Raw genomic sequence first — 16537 nt, forward strand, 5'->3', positions numbered from 1 at the left:
CGGGCATATTATCATAACAGGAGGATAATATGCTATGAACAGACCGGATCATGATCGTAACGCACTTATTCAAAGGCAGCCTCAGGCAGCAGCGATACTCACCCCGCGCAAAGAATATCCCGATATACGGGGCACTGTCAGGTTCTATTCCGCAAATGACGGTACGGTGGTATATGCCCACGTCAGCGGGCTGCCCCACTCATCTGACAAATGCAGTCAGGAGTTTTTCGGATTTCACATACACGGTGGAAAATCATGTACAGGCAATTCAGACGACCCGTTTTCCGATGCAGGAAAGCATTTTGACAAAAATAACTGTCCCCACCCGTTACATTCCGGAGACCTTCCGCCCCTTCTGGGAAACAACGGAAAAGCAATATCCGTATTTCTGAGCAACAGGTTTTCGGTTGAAGACATTATAGGAAAGACAATAGTGATCCACAGCAAGCCCGATGATTTTACCACCCAGCCCGGCGGAAATGCAGGCAAGAAAATAGCCTGCGGCGTTATAAGAGCTGTGAGGTAAAAAGGTATGGGAGAATATCCGCTCAACGTAAAGGCAGAGATCGAGTATGCCCGCAGGTGGGCTTTTTCCCACAATCCTGCCTACTATAATTTTGAAAACATCGGCGGCGACTGCACAAATTTCATTTCCCAGTGCCTTTACGCAGGGGGTGCGGTCATGAATTATACCAAAGACACAGGCTGGTATTACAATTCTCCCTCTGACCGTGCGGCAGCCTGGACAGGGGTGGAGCAGTTCTATCGCTTTATTGTGACAAACACAGGCACAGGACCTTTCGGCAGCGTCGTTGCCCTTGAACAAGCAGCAGCGGGAGATGTGATACAGCTGAGCACCAACGGCAGGTTTCATCACAGCTTGCTTGTAATAGATGTACGACAGGGCGTCCCCTACGTTGCCGCACACACCTTTGCTGCATTTGACCGTGCGCTGACCACATACCAATATGACGGTATCCGCTGTGTGAGAATAATAGGCGCAAGGAAAAATCGGTACTGAGCTGTAAAACGAGCAAAAAACAGCGCCTGCATTATCATGCGGACGCTGTGTGATGCCATTATTATTTTTCAAGCTGTTTTTTCACATAATCTCTGACACTGCTCTCGTTATCATTTACAGAGCCTCCCCTTATGGACAATGCTTCAACAACATTTGCCTTTGGCTCAAGCTCTTTGATAGATTTTATCGTTGATGAAAAGCCGCTTCCCTCGTGAGTAACAAAAACATATATGTTTTTCCCGGAAAAGTCGTATTTATCAAAGAACGAATATACAGGCATTGGCAGGTCAGCCCACCAGTTGGGAAAAACCAGCCAGATGGTATCATAATCATCTATGTTATCAAAGCTGCTTTTCAGCGAAGGTCTTTCCTTTGCGCTTTTCTCGTCCTTTGCCAGATCCACGGTCTTATCATAATCTTCCGGATAACTCTTGTCTGTTACTATTTCAAACGAGTCGCAGCCTGCTTCGTCAGCAGCCCACTGTGCTATCATCTGGGCGTTGCCTTTCAGCTCACCACCCACACGGTTAAGGCTGGCACTTGAAATTGCGTCCACATCATCGGCAAACTCCGTGTTCCCTACTCTGCTGAAATAAACTGCCGCAGATTTTTTTATAGGTACTGTCTTAACATTTTCATTATTTCCGGATGATGAGCTTGCACAGGATGACAAAAGCAATGCGCTCATAGTAACAATAGCAAAAATAGTTTTCTTTATAGCTCTCATAATCACACTCCCTTACTGAGCAAGTTCGATCCTTACTTCAAAATCCCCCTCAAGGCTGCTTATGTCTTTCAAAGGGCAGGTGATAACTCCGATATTTACCTGGTTTCCGTATTTTTCGGAAACATCTTCGTCCTCAAACAGGATAGTAAAGTAGGGTGCATCTGTTGCATAATCAATATCTCCGTTGAGCCAGCCATAGTGCTCCTCATCTTTACTATATGGCAGATCCTCGGTAACTCCGCAGAAATCATGAGAGTATCTGTGCACTTTCTGTGTATACGGCAGCTTGGCGATGAGTGCCTTGGCTGTCTGGGAATCATTGAGCACTCCAGGAATAACCTTGTCTCCGAAGTACATATTTATTTTTGTTCCGCCCTCCATTGGTTTTCTTGTAGGCATTGTCTTATCTTCTGTCTGCATATCTGCACCATCCTTTGCTACTGAATGTCCGCTTACGGCTGAAGAACTGCTGCTTTCTGACGACGAGCCTGATGAACCGCAGCCTGCAAGCAGCATTGCTGCACTTATCAGAAACACGCTTAATACTCTGATCCTTTTCATATAGATCCTCCTTGGTTCTCAAAAACTGAAACTTCCACATTCCACGGCAGCGATAATGGCAGATCGTCTATGGTCATACTCTTTTGATCGCCTTATCTTCCGTCTGATATAATTATACACCGGATCTCTTGATATTACAAATACTTATATCAAATACTTGCATATTTGTTTTTGTAATATCAAGCCACTGTGCAGAGGTGGCAGGATCTGCAAAGCAAAACGCCACACCGCTTGACCGGGCATGGCGTTTTTTATCACATACTTGCTTTCAGTATCTTAACGACCTCATCACGGTCAAGGACCTTGTATCCGCCTTTGAGTATTATTGTTGCATCAGCTATGCCATCGATCATTTCCTCGACAGCTCCAAGCTCAGATATCTTCATCACCAGACCCAGCTCTTTCATCCAGCTTTCCATTGCACTAAGTCCCTGCTCTGCCAGCTGCTCATCTGTCTTGCCCTGTGCGGGAATATCCCACACCTGAGTTGCAAATCTTGCAAACTTTTTCAGACCGTAGGGCATGATATAACGGTAGTACGGAAGGGACACAGCCGCAAGTGTCATACCGTGTGTGGCATCGGTATATGCGCCGACTGCCTGCCCCAGCATATGCACCATCCAGTCGGTGGACTTGCCCCTGGAAACCAGGGTATTCAGTGCCCATGTAGCTGTCCACATAATATTGGAGCGTGCCTCATAATCCTGCGGATCCTTAACGGCGATACGGCTTGCATGGATAAGACCTTTCATAAGCCCCTCGCTGATATAATCCGAAGTGTTATCGTCCTCGCCGGAGAAATACTGCTCACAGATATGATTCATAATATCGTAGATACCCGCCACCATCTGATATACAGGCAGTGTCATTGTGTACCTAGGATTGAGGATAGAGAATTTAGGCATAACATCATCGCCGAATACATGACCAATCTTGAGATGCTGCTCATGGTTTGTGATAACTGCACCGCCGTTCATTTCCGAGCCGGTACCTGCCATTGTCAGCACACAGCCCACAGGAACGATATCACAATCCGGCTCTTCATAGCGGATATAGTACTTATCCCACGGGTCATCATTGCAATGAACGGATACAGAGACTGCCTTTGAATAATCGCAGACAGAACCGCCTCCTACCGCAAGAATAAAATCGGAATTGTTTTCACGGGCGATCTTTACGCCCTCCCTTAGCTTTTCTGCTGTTGGATTTGGCATAACGCCTGCAACTTGCGCAACATTCTTGCCGCATTCTTGCAGTATCCCCATTATCTCATCGTACAGACCGCTTTTCTTTATGGATCCGCCTCCGTATACCAGCAGCACGTTCTTACCGTAGTTTGCAAGCTCCTGCTTCAGATAACCAAGCGAGTCCTCTCCGAAATAAAGCTTTGTTGGGTTGTGATAACTAAAATTACCAAGCATGACAATTCCTCCTTGATCGCAAATATTTTTTATGACTCATCCCGAGATCACCAACAGCCACCATGTCGGCGGGTATATCCTTTGTTACTACCCAGCCTGACCGATAATGGCGTTATCTCTTATGGTGTTGATCTTATTATATCACGGATAAATACAAATTACAAATACCTATTTTGAATGTGTTGCTATTTGTTTTGCGAATAGCGCCCGCTGTGGCATTGTCCATACAGCATATGCCCTCTTTTTTTGACATGCAAAGAGCTCCGGTGAGGGAAACGCAATACTAAAAGGCAGTTGATTTTTCCTGTATGATATGATATAATTGCCTGTGGAAAAGGTTTCTTTTGTTGTTGGTCCAACAGCTAAAAAAATCGTTAACGCCCCGGTAATCTTTGCATAGACCCGGGCAAAAACAAGAAAGAGCAAAACATTATGTCATATATAATCGATTTTCTTACAGGAATACTTGGATATGTGATGCGGGGATGCTACTGGCTTATAGGAAGCTACGGCTTTGCGATAATACTGTTTACGCTGCTGACTAAGGTGCTGCTTTTCCCCCTTAGTATCCTCACACAGAAAAATTCCATCAAAATGGTAAATCTGCAGCCAAAGCTTGATGAGCTGAAGATCAAGTACATTGACGACAAGGATAAATATACCGACGAACAGGTAGCTCTTTATAAAAAGTATAAGTACAACCCGTTTCTGGATATTCTTCCCTTGCTGCTTCAGATCCCGATAGTGCTGGGGCTGGTGGGGGTCGTATACAAGCCGCTGAGCTACGTGCTGTCCATCGGCAGCGACACGGTGGATAAGCTCAACAGCTGGCTGGTCAACACCCTGGGTGTTACCGATGCCGGGAGCACCTTTCAGATAACCATTGCCGAAAAGCTTAAAGCAGGGATAGCTGCTCCTGCAAACGTGAGCAGCGCAGACATAAGCAGGATCACCGACTTTGATATGACCTTTTTCGGAATTGATCTTGGCAAGACTCCTTCGTTTAAAGGTGATTACATACTCTTGCTTATACCTCTGCTGGCAGGACTGAGCGCATGGCTTTTATGCTTTGCACAGAACAAGCTGAATGTACTTCAGCTGGCTCAGAACAGGCTTAACAAGATAATAACCACCGTTTTCATGGTAGCATTTTCCACCTATTTTGCTTTTATAGTTCCCTGCGGAGTGGGACTTTACTGGATATTCGGAAATCTTTTTGCCATACCCCTTATGGTTGTGACTAACCTTGTGATACCGCCAAAAAAATATGTGGACTATGACAGATTGCTCCGGGTAAGGGAGCAAAAGAAGCAGAAACAGGAGGAATACAGAAAGTACCGCAAAAAAGAGAAGTCCGATTACAAGCGATTCTTCTCACAAAAGGATATGAAGCTTGTCTTTTATTCCGAGTCAAAGGGGTTTTACAAGTATTTCAAGGATATAATAGATTATGTGTGCAAAAACTCCGACCTTGTTATACATTATGTCACAAGCGATCCAAATGACGATATCCTCAATGACCCCAGGGAGCAAATAAAGGGCTACTATGTTGCCTCGGACAGATATCTGATACCCCTTTTCATGAAGCTTGACTGCGATATGTGCGTGATGACAATGCCCGATCTTGAAAAGTACCATATCAAAAGGTCACGTGTGAGAAAGGATATTGAGTACGTTTTTGCCTGCCACGGCATCGGAAGCATATCCCTTTACCGAAAAGGAGCTCTGGACTGGTTTGATACGATTTTCTGTCCGGACAAAGATCAGTTCGATGAGATACGAGCCTCCGAGAAGCTTTACGGCACACCTGAAAAGCTGGTAGTGCAGACAGGATACCCTCTTATAGATTCTATGATAAAGGACTATGAATCCATCAAGCACATCAAGAACGAAACACCTCAGATAATAATAGCTCCCTCGTGGCAGCCGGAAAACATTATAGAGCTTTGCGCTGAAAAACTGCTTGATGAGCTTTCCAAGTGTGACTACAAGGTCATACTGCGCCCCCACCCTCAACAGGTAAGGCATGAACCGGAGAGGTTTGAGGCTTTGAAAGAAAAATATGAAGGCGTAGGCAATATAGAGATACAGACAGACTTTTCCGTTACCAATCCCGTTATGGAGTCGGATCTGCTGATAACAGACTGGTCGGATATAGCCTGGGAATTTGCCTTTGTGACCAAGCGGCCCGTTTTGTATATCGACACCCCTATGAAGATAATGAACCCGGAATATGAAAAGATCGGTATTGAGCCTATAAATAAAATCCTCAGAACATCATTGGGCGCTGTGGTCGGTCTTGATGAGCTGGACAGCATCTGCGAAACAGTGAAAAAAATGCTTGACCGAAGACAGACTTACAGCCAACAGATAGAAAGCACTTTCAGGGAACACATCTATAATATCGGCAGAAGTGCTGAACTATGCGGAAGATATATAATCAAAAGGCTGGCAAAGTGACCGCTTTGTAATGCCTGAAAGCGGATGCGGCTCAGTTCGCAATGAAAAAAGCTATGCCTCTATGGTTTATCCGGGACCGTAGAGGCATATTTGTTTTTATTGCCCCGCAGCATTTACTTTTACACATGGATATGCTATAATGAGTGACAGATGAATGATAAACGCTCACAACGGAGGGATCACTGTGAACAAGGTTTTGAAGCTGCTTAAACACGAGCCTATGCTCACAGTTTCGGCGGCAGCTGCCATAGCGGCTATGTTTATTACTCCCCCAAGCACCCGTCTGCTTGGAGATATTGACTGGCATACGCTGGGCACGCTCCTGATGATGCTGTGCGTGCTGGAGGGGTTCAAGCAGGAAAACGTACTTGACCCGCTGGTGCGTCTGTCGCTTAAAACAAAAAGCATGGTGGGACTTTCCCTGTTTTACATATTCGGCGTATTCTTCTGCTCAATGTTTGTGACAAACGATGTATCCCTTATGATCTTTGTGCCGCTGACTATTTTTACATTCAGAGGCGGCGGCAAGGAACAGTATATCCTGCCGGTGATAACAATGGAGAATATTGCTGCAATACGAGGCTCTCTGCTCACGCCCTTCGGCAGCCCGCAAAACTTGTTTTTATTCAGCCGTTTCGGAATAAAGGCAGGCAGATTCATGCTTCATATGCTTCCGCTGTGTGCAGGATCTGCGGTGCTGCTTGTGATTTTCGTGCTGGTGCTTTACCGCCGCAGGCTTCACGAACAGATCGACTTTGACCGTTCACAGCTCAGTTTGCAAGCCGGCAGCAAGCGTCCGCTTTACCTGGGTCTTTTTGTTTTGGTGATCTTTACTATCGTGAGCAGGACTCAGCTGTGGTGGGCAGCTGTTATTATAGTTGTGACTGTCATTGCAGCGGCTGACAGGCGGCTGTTTATGAAAGTGGATTATGTGCTGCTTTTTACATTTTTGTTTTTCTTTGTGTTCTCCTCATCTGTTGCAGCCAATCAGGGCATAGCAGATTTTCTGAGAAAAGCAGTTGCAGGACGTGAATACTGGTGGGCGATCGGTCTGAGCCAGATCATTTCAAATGTGCCCGCTTCAATCGTTCTGTATCCCTTTTCACAAAGCAACTCAGCACTTATATACGGAGCGGACACAGCAGGTCTGTGCTCACTTATAGGTTCACTTGCATCGGTGATAAACTACCGCATTTATGTGCGTGAATACCCGGGTCAGGGAAAAAAGTTCATTAAGGTGTTTACACTTATCAGCTGGGCTTTTTTTGCCATAGTGGTCATTCCCGGTCTGCTGCTGTCGTCATGGGAAATGTAACGCACAGCAGTATCCGGTATTTTATCAGACCGGCTGCTGCCGGATGGACCGTCTGCGGCACAAAAAAACACCCGAGCATTCGATACTCAGGTGCGTGTGGGGGGAAATAATAGGTTTTTTGAAGAAGTTACTATCGCTTTTAAAAGCGGTATTAAAAGGGTTTTGTATTTCAGCACCGGTAAAAACCTGCGCTGTGATTATTACCTCCTTTATGTGTTTATTTTAACTTTTTTCTCTCTTGGTTTTGGATTTATCTCTCTTTCTTTGTTCTGTAATCATAATAGCATATATACACAGTAAAATCAACAGACAATATCACCGTGATATGTAGCTAAAACTACATTTGATGAAAAAGCTGTAGCTTTATTTACACATCACGGTGAAATTGTAGTCTTATATGTCTTTGCCGTTCACGTTTACAATAACATACTCAGACTTGGTGCCCGTCTTGAATTTGATCTCCCAGTCGGAGATCCCCGAGGTAACAATAAAGTCTGTGGACTCACGCTTTTCATATCCGTAGGTCTTGTCGTTCATGCTCATAAGAATTCCCAGGTGGGTTATGGGGAAAAGCTGTCCGCCGTGGGTGTGTCCCGACAGTACCAGATCGGCGGCAGAATCAGCTTCTGCTTTGTAATCATTAGGCTCGTGGTCAAGTACGATAATATACTTGCTCGTGTCTGCCCCCTTGAGCAGCTCGTCCATATCCTTGCGCTCTCCTCTTGACTTGTCCTTTCTGCCTGCAACATAAAACCTGTTGTCAACAAGCTCATAGCTGTCTGCAAGCACATGGACCCCGTTGTCCTTCAGCGCATTTTCCAGCTGCTGGGGAGTATAATCTTTATTTTTATAGTATCCCTCATCGTGGTTGCCGTAGCAATACCACACGCCGTATTTCAGATCAAGCTTACCCAGTGCATCGCAGGCATCTATAAGGTCCTTGCTGCTTGTTCCGTCATCCACAAAGTCCCCTGCTATAACCAGCATATCGGGGGACTGCTTTTCTATGGTCTTTAAGTGCTCCTCAAAGCCCTTTCCGTCAAAAGTGGTTCCCATGTGGCTGTCCGCTATCAGAGCGATCTTCAGCGTGCCGACATTTTTATCCGTGGTGATCTCATAGTCCGTCTGCCATACATTATGGCAAAGATACCAGCCCACGGAGAGATATACCACAGAAGTTATCAGCGCAAGCCAGCCCTGATAGTTTATCTTGAATTTCTTTCCACGAACCTTGTCTATTATCTTAATAACAAGTCCGTACAGCAGCAAGAAGATGACCACGTGCAGCAGTATAATAACTGCGTTCACCACGGATATGGCAAGAGCCGCCACGACAAGACCTGCCGCCACGATCCCAAGGGAAACTATCCTGCGCCGCCATTTATTTTCGCCCGATAGTTTTCTGATCCCTGCAAACCTGCCCACACAAAGGGTAAGATACCCTACGCCCAGGCACGCCGCCACGATCACCGAACCGAATATAAGTGCCCACATTCCCATAATCTTCCCCTCCTGTGCTGTATGGCTTTTGATTTTTGTTGTCTATGACAATATTATATCACAAGCCGGTCAAAATTACAAATACTAATTGTTTATATCCAACTATTCCTTCAGGGCATACCCATTTCAACAAACAGCAAACAAAAAGCCCGGCATTATTACCGGGCTTTGCATATCATCAAAGCTTTTATCTATGTCTTAGTTCGGGGTGGAGCTCATAGAAACTGTGCTTGTTTTTGAACATATCCTCATCGGCATCGTGCATTGCTTTGCGGATATCGTATCCCTTTGGGGCAAAGCAGCTGCCCACGGCAAAACAAACGCCGCCCGGATCGTTGGTAAGATCCTTGAACATATTCAGCTTGGATGTGAATTCTTCCTCTGTGTCATCTGCCAGAATAATAAGGAATTCATCTCCCCCTGCACGGTAGACAGCATCACCCACAAATATCTCCTGAAGAAGAATTGCAGCTTTCTTCAAAAGGATATCTCCTGCGGAGTGACCGCCGAAATCATTTACACGTTTGAGCCCGTTAAGGTCAGCAAAGATGATGCCGTAATCCCCCTTCAGCTCCTCATTGCCTGCGACAATATCGCTGACTCTGTTGTTCATGGCATTGCGGTTCTGTACGCCCGTGAGCATATCCGTGTAACTTACGTGCTCAAGCCGTCTGAGCATTTTATAGCTTGCCACCTCCGATGCAAGGAAGAACGTGGTAAGTTCCAGCGTCTCCTTTATCCGCATGGTGTTTTTGGTGTCAAAATTCGTTGCCCAGATATATCCAAGCACCTCGTTGTTGTATCTCAGCGGGAACATTACAACACTTTCAACTCCCGCTTCTTCCAGCGTGACATACCATGGGTTGTTTACACGGCTTATATGCTCCATGTCCTGCTGGCTTTTTATAATAAGGCAATCGCTCTCCCCTATGGTGTCCAGCCACGAAGCGGCAATGTCATAGAAATTGATGTTTGTAAACTGAGTCACTCTTTTAAGTGTGCTGCCGGCTCTGACATTTGTAGCCAGCACAGTGCAGGTCGCTTCCACAAAATCCATCATCATTATGGTGCAAACCTCTGCATCGCAGATGATACGGATATCCTTGATTATCTCATCCATGGTCTTTTTGAAATCATTGGTATCGTGGAGCTTGATGCAGGTCTTGAGCACATCGGAGGCTGTCTCCACAAAATTATCAGACACAAGGTCTATATCCGTAAGCTCTTTCAGCTCGATAGAATATGTACAGTAGCAAACGTCGCCGTCCTCATAGTCCATAGGCATCGCAAAGATGCTCACCCAATCGGTGAATTGCTTCGGGTGGACATAGGTGTGCAAAGGCTGTTTAAGTACGGCACTGCGGTAACAAAAATCCTCAAAGCTCAGGTCCTTTGCAAAATATCTCTCATATGAAGAATCCGGCACAAAAGTATTTACCAGCATAGCAGGCATATTGTACTTCTGCGGATCCCGGATAGAATCTATATACTTTTCATTGCCTGCAACAATACGGATATCGCCGTATCTGTCATTCCCCATACGTTTAACGGAGATGATACTGGTCATGGTGTGAAACTGGTCTACAAATTTCTGAAAGTCCATGATGCCTCCTTTCTGCAGTTTACACTGTCCGGTCAATATAATAATTATACCACACTGATTTTCGATTTTCAATACAAAAGAATAAAAAAGTATTTTTTTGTAAAATGCAGCTCTGTCCTGCACCCTATGGGAGTGTTTGAGAAAAACCTTGCTTTTCAGCTTTTTTTGCTGTATAATATACAACAGTAAGCTTTAGGAGATGATAAAATGGTCTATACAGTGACCTTCAACCCTGCCATAGATTATGTTGTGCGCACAGGAGAAATAATCCCCGGTGCAGTCAACCGCACCCTGTCCGAGGAGATCTGCTTCGGAGGAAAAGGCATAAATGTTTCCCTTGTGCTCAAAGAGCTTGGGGTGGAGTCAGTGGCTCTGGGATTTGTTGCCGGTTTTACCGGTAAAGCCATTGAACATGGCGTTTCACGTGCAGGTATAAAGACTGATTTTATCACCCTTGAACAGGGCATCTCACGGATAAATGTGAAAATAAGGTCCTCGCAGGAGACAGAAATAAACGGTCAGGGACCCTGCATAGGTAAAAAAGAGCTGGATATGCTTTTTGACAAGCTGGATAAGCTGCAAAGCGGCGATATACTTGTCCTTGCAGGCAGTATTCCCGGCAGTGTGCCCACCGATATTTACGAGAGGATACTTGAAAGGCTTTCGGGCAGAAATATAAGGGCGGTGGTAGACGCAACAAATGACCTGCTGCTGAACGTTCTGAAATACAAGCCATTTCTGGTAAAGCCCAACGACCACGAGCTGGGAGAAATGCTGGGAGAAGACCTGCGCTCCATTGAAGACGTGGAAAAGGGAGCAAGGAAGCTCCGCAGCATGGGTGCTCAGAACGTGCTTGTATCAATGGCTGAAAAAGGCGCATTGCTTATAGACGACACAGGAAATCTCCACCAATGCCCTGCCTGCAAAGGCACACTTGTCAACTCCGTGGGTGCGGGGGATTCCATGGTGGCAGGCTTTGTGGCAGGCTCATTAAAGGGCGACAACGAATACGCTCTGAAGCTTGGCACGGCGGCAGGGGGCGCAACAGCATTTTCTAATGCACTTGCCACTGCCGACGAAATATCTCAGCTTTTAAAGCAGCTGATCTGACATCGACCATAATAAAACAGCTCCTGTCCAAATAGACAAGAGCTGTTATTTTTGTGCCCGTAAAGCACTAAATATCCTGATACATCAGACCGTGCTTTGTGCAGTACCGCACCAGCTTTCCGAAGCGGTAAAGAGGCATCGTGAACTGCATATCCCATTCAGGATACTGCCTGAAGATCATTACGCTGCTGTCACCAACATACGCAGCAAAGCCATACAATTTCATGAATATACTACAATTCGCACCCCGGCTGTTGCTTAAACTACTGATTTTTGAAGAAGTGTTGTATATGCTACAATCAAAGGCAAAATTGAATATTGAAATTTTTGCCGACAGGTGTTATTATATAGACACAGAAAGAAAAACAGACATAAGAAAGGAGCCAAAGACAAAACCAAAAAATACAAAACCCTTCTACAACAAATCTCATTTATAATAATTTCCCCTTCCTTACACCCCCCTTAAATTTACAGCAAAAATCAAGCGAAGCGCCCGTGCAGTAGTGCGGACGCTTTTTTTGTTTTGATATTGGGTTTATGCTGTAAAGGATGTACGGCTTTTATCTTCCTGAGGGAGATAAAGCAGCCGATCAGTGCGCCAATTCCGGCGACAATGGCTGCATATGTGTTGACAGGGCACTTTGTGTCTGATATAATTAAAAAAACAGCTCACCTGACAGGAGGAACAAGTATGGACAGCACCGGCACACAAACTACAAAGGAGTTTTACATTGACAGCGACGGGATAAAGCTTCATGCCAAGCTGGACTGCCCTGCCGGTGTGGAAAAAGCTCCTTTGTGCATTATAATACACGGCTTTACCGGGAACATGGAGGAGGAGCACCTGATCGCAGTTCAGAAAACTCTGAACCGCATGGGGATGTATGCGCTGCGTGTGGAAATGTACGGCCACGGCAAAAGCGGTGGACAGTTCAAAGATCATACCCTTTATAAATGGGTGACTAACGCCCTTTCTGTGGTCGCTTACGCAAGATCCCTTGACTTTGTGACAGATCTGTACCTTTGCGGACATTCCCAGGGCGGACTTCTCACAATGCTGGTGGGCGGAATGTGTGCAGACGACTTCAAAGCTATCCTGCCACTGTCCCCTGCCTGGATGATACCACAGTGGGCAAGAACAGGCACAGTGCTTGGTCGTGAGTTTGACCCTGAGCATATCCCGGACACTGTCTCCTGTGACAGCTGGGAGCTTTCGGGCGACTATATCCGTGTGGCTCAGACTATCCACCCCGAGGAATCTATTGAAAAATACAAGGGCAAAGTCCTTATCGTACACGGCGATAAGGATGAGACTATTCCCCTTTCTCATGCCCAGAAAGCCGCTGAGCTTTATGCAGACGCAGAGCTTGTCACTATCCACGGTGCAGACCACTGCTTCAACGGATATGCCCAACAGCTCGCCTCGGCAGTAAAGGATTTTTTCAGCAAACTATAAACGGAGGTATATTATGAAAATACTTGTACTCAACGCAAGCCCCAGACCTGACGGCAATACAGCAAAAATGACTGCCGCTTTTTGTGAAGAGGCACAAAAGCACGGTCACAATGCGGTTTGCTTAAACGTGTGCAGAATGAATATAAAGGGCTGCCTTGCCTGCGAATACTGCCACGGAAAAGGACAGGGAGCATGCGTGCAGAAGGACGATATGCAGACTGTGTATAGCCAGCTGAAGGACACCGAAATGCTGGTGCTTGCATCGCCTATCTATTATCACGGCATCACGGGACAGCTCAAATGTGTTATCGACCGCTTTTACAGTGCCCTGTACCCCACAGCACCAAAGTGCCTGAAGAAGATCGCTATGTTCCTCAGCTCCGGAGATGATGATATGTATACCGGAGCAAAGTTTTCATACGACGGTGACTTTGTGGGTTACCTGGGACTTGAAGGCTGCGGTATTTTCACAAACCACGACAAAGATGTTCTGGAAAAAATAAGAGAAATGGCAGCATCCCTGTGATGACTGCCTTTTTTATTGCTAACTCAGCACAAAAAAAGAGTTCAGAGTAAAATACCCCGAACTCTTTACATGATATAGATTATACTGATTTTGCCTTGACACGTTCTGTTAAATACTTGCGTGCATACAGAATGTAGAAAAAGATATGGGATAGAGCAAAGATAATTCCAACAGGATATGCAATACCCGGAGAAAGCGAAAAGCCTTCCCTTGCCATAAGAATATATGTAAGGCTGACCGCCGACATAAACGCTGCGGGAATCGCCGTCATAAGCGTATAGTATATCTTTTTGGCATTTTTCAGCAGATACAGGGAAGCTACCCAAAGGGAGATCATCGCAAGTGTCTGATTGCTCCAGGAAAAGTATCTCCACAGAATGTTGAAATCCAGCTGCGTAAGTATTGCGCCCACTCCAAGCATAGGTATGGTCAGTATAAGTCTGTTTTTAAAAGACTTCTGCTTGAGCCCTGTCCACTCGGCAAGGATAAGCCTTGCGCTTCTGAACGCCGTATCCCCCGATGTGATGGGACAGATCACAACGCCGATTATTGCCAGAACTCCACCGATGCTTCCAAGCATATTTTTGCAGATATCGTACACCGTTGCCGACTGACCGTTTGAACTTAGCGCATCGTTGAGCAGCTGTGTTCCGCCGTAAAAAGCAACGCCTGCCGCAGCCCACACAAGTGCTATTACAGACTCGATTATCATAGCACCGTAAAAGACCTTTCTGCCCTCTTTTTCGCTGGTGATGCACTTTGCCATCATCGGTGACTGAGTGGCGTGGAAGCCAGAGATCGCACCGCAGGCAACAGTCACAAACATAAACGGCCACACGGGAAGGTTATCCGGGTGCAGATTTTCAAGGCTGACCTCCGGTATAGAGTAATCGGGCAGAAAGATCAGCCCGCCTGCAATGCTCACAGCCATTACGATAAGCACAACTCCGAACACCGGGTAGAATCTGCCGATTATCTTGTCAATAGGCATAAGCGTTGCAAGCAGATAGTAAACCAGTATGGCCACTATCCAAAAGCCCTTTGACAGAAAACTAGGCGTGAGATTGGCAATAAGCTCCGCAGGGCTTGTTACAAACACAGTACCCGTCAGAAGCAAAAGCAGGATCGAAAACACACGCATCAAATACAGTGCCTTTTTCCCTATGTATTTACCCGACAGCTCAGCTATGGATGCGCCCTTATTTCTTTCCGAGATCATACCGCCCATATAATCGTGGACTGCACCGCCGAGAATTGCTCCGAAGACTATCCACAAAAATACGACCGGTCCGAAGCACGCTCCCATAAGAGCACCGAATATTGGTCCTGTTCCTGCGATGTTCAGAAGCTGTATCAGCACAGCTTTCCAGGTCTTTACCGGCACAAAATCAACGCCATCATTTTCAGATACCGCCGGCGTTGGTCGGTCGTCCGGTCCAAACACTTTTTCAGTAAGTTTTCCGTAAAATAAGAAACCCAGCACAAGAACAACAAGTGCCGTAATAAATGAAACCATATCAAAACCTCTGATCCATATAATTCTTATCACAATATAACACAGACAGCTGCTTTTTTCAAGCCCGTTATGAAGCAAATGATAAGAATATGATAAGACAAACTGTGCTGGATATGGTACTGCCGGAAAGGAGCGCAGCGACCGCAGTTTTTTGTATTTACAGCCGAAGGGATCACGCAAAAGCATTTATGCACACACGGTCATATAAAACAACTGCCTTGCATTGTGATGCTATTGACTTAGCTGCGCCGATGTGATAAAATTCAAGTAAGCGAAGAAAATGGATATAAAATCTATTGCAAGGCAGGTGGCACGCTGATGAAAGCGGTCAGCAAATTCATATCAAGGTTTATGGCAGTAATAGTTCTCGCTGTGGCAGCGCTTGCACTGTTTGTGCCCAAAAGCTGTCTGTGGATACCCGGCGGCTCTGTGAACTATCTGCTTATGGTCGTGATGTTCGGCATGGGACTTACAATGAAGCCTGCCGATTTTGCGGTGGTATTCTCACGCCCGAAGGACATAATCATCGGCTGTGCGGCGCAGTTCCTGATAATGCCGCTGCTCGCATTCGGGCTTGGCAAACTGTTCGGGCTTGAAAACGAGCTGCTTGTCGGAGTGGTGCTCGTCGGTACTTGTCCCGGCGGAACGAGCAGCAATGTCATAACCTATCTTTCGGGCGGCGACGTTGCGCTTTCTGTCGGAATGACAAGCGTTAACACCCTGCTTGCACCGCTGCTCACGCCTGCTCTGACATATCTTTTTCTGCAGACCTCTGTCGATGTCAATGTGTGGTCGATGTTCATTTCGATAGTCCAGGTCGTTCTCGTGCCGATAGGCTTGGGTCTGCTGATAAACAGGCTTTTGGGCAGATACACCGAAAAAGCCAAAGACGTGCTCCCCGTGGTTTCCGTGGCAGCTATCTGCATCATCGTTGCGATAGTCGTTTCCAACAACTCGGGAAAGATACTGTCAACAGGTGCGGTCATCTTTGCCGTGGTGATACTGCATAATCTGCTCGGTTACCTTTTTGGCTATCTCATCGGTCTGCTTTTCAGGTTTGATCCTAAAAGAAAAAAAGCCATTTCTGTGGAGATTGGTATGCAAAACTCGGGACTTGCCGCTTCCCTTGCGGGCAGTGCATTTCCCGATATGTCAATGGCTGCCGTCCCCGGTGCAATTTTCTCCGTGTGGCATAATATCTCGGGTGCGATACTTGCCGCTGTTTTCAGAAAAACAGGCGACAGCAAAGACAGATCTGAAGCAGTTTCCCAAAAGCAATGAACTGCCACGTGCAAAATGCAGTACAAATTAAAAGATCCTC

The 16537-nt window shown here is 46.1% G+C and carries 15 protein-coding genes; 8 read left to right on the forward strand and 7 right to left on the reverse strand.

From position 1 onward, the window contains the following. Positions 1-34: 34 nt before the first annotated feature. Positions 35-526, forward strand: a complete 492-nt coding sequence (locus T494_RS0109940; RefSeq protein ID WP_051540331.1) for a superoxide dismutase family protein — start codon at positions 35-37, stop codon at positions 524-526. Between the two features lie 6 nt (positions 527-532). Then, a complete protein-coding gene (locus T494_RS0109945; protein WP_028506171.1) occupies positions 533-1021 on the forward strand; it encodes an amidase domain-containing protein in 489 nt (162 codons plus the stop codon). A gap of 61 nt (positions 1022-1082) precedes the next feature. Here the strand turns inward: T494_RS0109945 and T494_RS12940 are convergent, their stop codons facing one another. The 3 genes from T494_RS12940 to T494_RS0109960 form a co-directional block, all read right to left on the reverse strand. Continuing rightward, positions 1083-1748, reverse strand: a complete 666-nt coding sequence (locus tag T494_RS12940; protein WP_051540334.1) for a flavodoxin — start codon at positions 1746-1748, stop codon at positions 1083-1085. A gap of 12 nt (positions 1749-1760) precedes the next feature. After that, positions 1761-2309, reverse strand: a complete 549-nt coding sequence (locus tag T494_RS0109955) for a cyclophilin-like fold protein (protein ID WP_028506172.1) — start codon at positions 2307-2309, stop codon at positions 1761-1763. A 254-nt stretch (positions 2310-2563) separates the two neighbouring features. Next, positions 2564-3730: an iron-containing alcohol dehydrogenase gene (locus T494_RS0109960; protein ID WP_028506173.1), complete on the reverse strand. Its 1167-nt coding sequence runs from the start codon at positions 3728-3730 to the stop codon at positions 2564-2566. A gap of 432 nt (positions 3731-4162) precedes the next feature. Here T494_RS0109960 and yidC point away from each other — a divergent pair, with 432 nt between their 5' ends. Together yidC and T494_RS0109970 are read left to right on the forward strand one after the other, a co-directional pair. Beyond that, positions 4163-6190 (forward strand): membrane protein insertase YidC, encoded by a 2028-nt coding sequence (gene yidC / locus T494_RS0109965; protein WP_037344611.1) that lies wholly within the window; start codon positions 4163-4165, stop codon positions 6188-6190. A 184-nt stretch (positions 6191-6374) separates the two neighbouring features. Continuing rightward, a complete protein-coding gene (locus T494_RS0109970) occupies positions 6375-7505 on the forward strand; it encodes an SLC13 family permease (protein WP_197021149.1) in 1131 nt (376 codons plus the stop codon). Between the two features lie 393 nt (positions 7506-7898). On the opposite strand, the gene T494_RS0109975 is transcribed toward T494_RS0109970, so the two are convergent. Both T494_RS0109975 and T494_RS0109980 read right to left on the reverse strand, forming a co-directional pair. Continuing rightward, positions 7899-9005: a metallophosphoesterase gene (locus T494_RS0109975; protein ID WP_028506176.1), complete on the reverse strand. Its 1107-nt coding sequence runs from the start codon at positions 9003-9005 to the stop codon at positions 7899-7901. 187 nt (positions 9006-9192) lie between these two features. Next, complete coding sequence (locus tag T494_RS0109980) at positions 9193-10608, reverse strand: GGDEF domain-containing protein (protein ID WP_028506177.1); 1416 nt, start codon at positions 10606-10608, stop codon at positions 9193-9195. 207 nt (positions 10609-10815) lie between these two features. On the opposite strand from T494_RS0109980, the gene pfkB reads away from it, so the two are divergent. Then, a complete protein-coding gene (pfkB, locus tag T494_RS0109990; protein ID WP_028506179.1) occupies positions 10816-11718 on the forward strand; it encodes a 1-phosphofructokinase in 903 nt (300 codons plus the stop codon). 67 nt (positions 11719-11785) lie between these two features. Here the strand turns inward: pfkB and T494_RS13890 are convergent, their stop codons facing one another. Then, positions 11786-11944 (reverse strand): hypothetical protein, encoded by a 159-nt coding sequence (locus tag T494_RS13890; protein WP_155984083.1) that lies wholly within the window; start codon positions 11942-11944, stop codon positions 11786-11788. Between the two features lie 465 nt (positions 11945-12409). Between T494_RS13890 and T494_RS0110005 the strand changes: the two genes are divergently transcribed. Beyond that, positions 12410-13174: an alpha/beta fold hydrolase gene (locus T494_RS0110005; protein ID WP_051540336.1), complete on the forward strand. Its 765-nt coding sequence runs from the start codon at positions 12410-12412 to the stop codon at positions 13172-13174. 13 nt (positions 13175-13187) lie between these two features. After that, positions 13188-13700: a flavodoxin family protein gene (locus T494_RS0110010; RefSeq protein WP_028506182.1), complete on the forward strand. Its 513-nt coding sequence runs from the start codon at positions 13188-13190 to the stop codon at positions 13698-13700. Between the two features lie 79 nt (positions 13701-13779). Here the strand turns inward: T494_RS0110010 and T494_RS0110015 are convergent, their stop codons facing one another. Next, on the reverse strand, positions 13780-15216 hold the full coding sequence (locus T494_RS0110015; protein WP_028506183.1) for a carbon starvation protein A: 1437 nt from the start codon (positions 15214-15216) through the stop codon (positions 13780-13782). Between the two features lie 318 nt (positions 15217-15534). Here T494_RS0110015 and T494_RS0110020 point away from each other — a divergent pair, with 318 nt between their 5' ends. Beyond that, the gene (locus T494_RS0110020; protein WP_028506184.1) at positions 15535-16497 is read left to right on the forward strand and encodes a bile acid:sodium symporter family protein; all 963 of its coding nucleotides are present in this window, start codon (positions 15535-15537) and stop codon (positions 16495-16497) included. Positions 16498-16537 lie beyond the last annotated feature (40 nt).

Source organism: Ruminococcus sp. FC2018 (assembly GCF_000621805.1).
GTDB lineage: Bacteria > Bacillota > Clostridia > Oscillospirales > Ruminococcaceae > Hominimerdicola.

Excerpts from the sequence above, each read along its gene's own strand:
- T494_RS0109940 (WP_051540331.1), top strand. The coding sequence starts at position 35 with ATGAACAGACCGGATCATGATCGTAACGCACTTATTCAAAGGCAGCCT.
- T494_RS0109945 (WP_028506171.1), top strand. The coding sequence starts at position 533 with ATGGGAGAATATCCGCTCAACGTAAAGGCAGAGATCGAGTATGCCCGC.
- T494_RS12940 (WP_051540334.1), bottom strand. The coding sequence starts at position 1,748 with ATGAGAGCTATAAAGAAAACTATTTTTGCTATTGTTACTATGAGCGCA.
- T494_RS0109955 (WP_028506172.1), bottom strand. The coding sequence starts at position 2,309 with ATGAAAAGGATCAGAGTATTAAGCGTGTTTCTGATAAGTGCAGCAATG.
- T494_RS0109960 (WP_028506173.1), bottom strand. The coding sequence starts at position 3,730 with ATGCTTGGTAATTTTAGTTATCACAACCCAACAAAGCTTTATTTCGGA.
- yidC (WP_037344611.1), top strand. The coding sequence starts at position 4,163 with ATGTCATATATAATCGATTTTCTTACAGGAATACTTGGATATGTGATG.
- T494_RS0109975 (WP_028506176.1), bottom strand. The coding sequence starts at position 9,005 with ATGGGAATGTGGGCACTTATATTCGGTTCGGTGATCGTGGCGGCGTGC.
- T494_RS0109980 (WP_028506177.1), bottom strand. The coding sequence starts at position 10,608 with ATGGACTTTCAGAAATTTGTAGACCAGTTTCACACCATGACCAGTATC.
- pfkB (WP_028506179.1), top strand. The coding sequence starts at position 10,816 with ATGGTCTATACAGTGACCTTCAACCCTGCCATAGATTATGTTGTGCGC.
- T494_RS13890 (WP_155984083.1), bottom strand. The coding sequence starts at position 11,944 with ATGAAATTGTATGGCTTTGCTGCGTATGTTGGTGACAGCAGCGTAATG.
- T494_RS0110005 (WP_051540336.1), top strand. The coding sequence starts at position 12,410 with ATGGACAGCACCGGCACACAAACTACAAAGGAGTTTTACATTGACAGC.
- T494_RS0110010 (WP_028506182.1), top strand. The coding sequence starts at position 13,188 with ATGAAAATACTTGTACTCAACGCAAGCCCCAGACCTGACGGCAATACA.
- T494_RS0110015 (WP_028506183.1), bottom strand. The coding sequence starts at position 15,216 with ATGGTTTCATTTATTACGGCACTTGTTGTTCTTGTGCTGGGTTTCTTA.
- T494_RS0110020 (WP_028506184.1), top strand. The coding sequence starts at position 15,535 with ATGAAAGCGGTCAGCAAATTCATATCAAGGTTTATGGCAGTAATAGTT.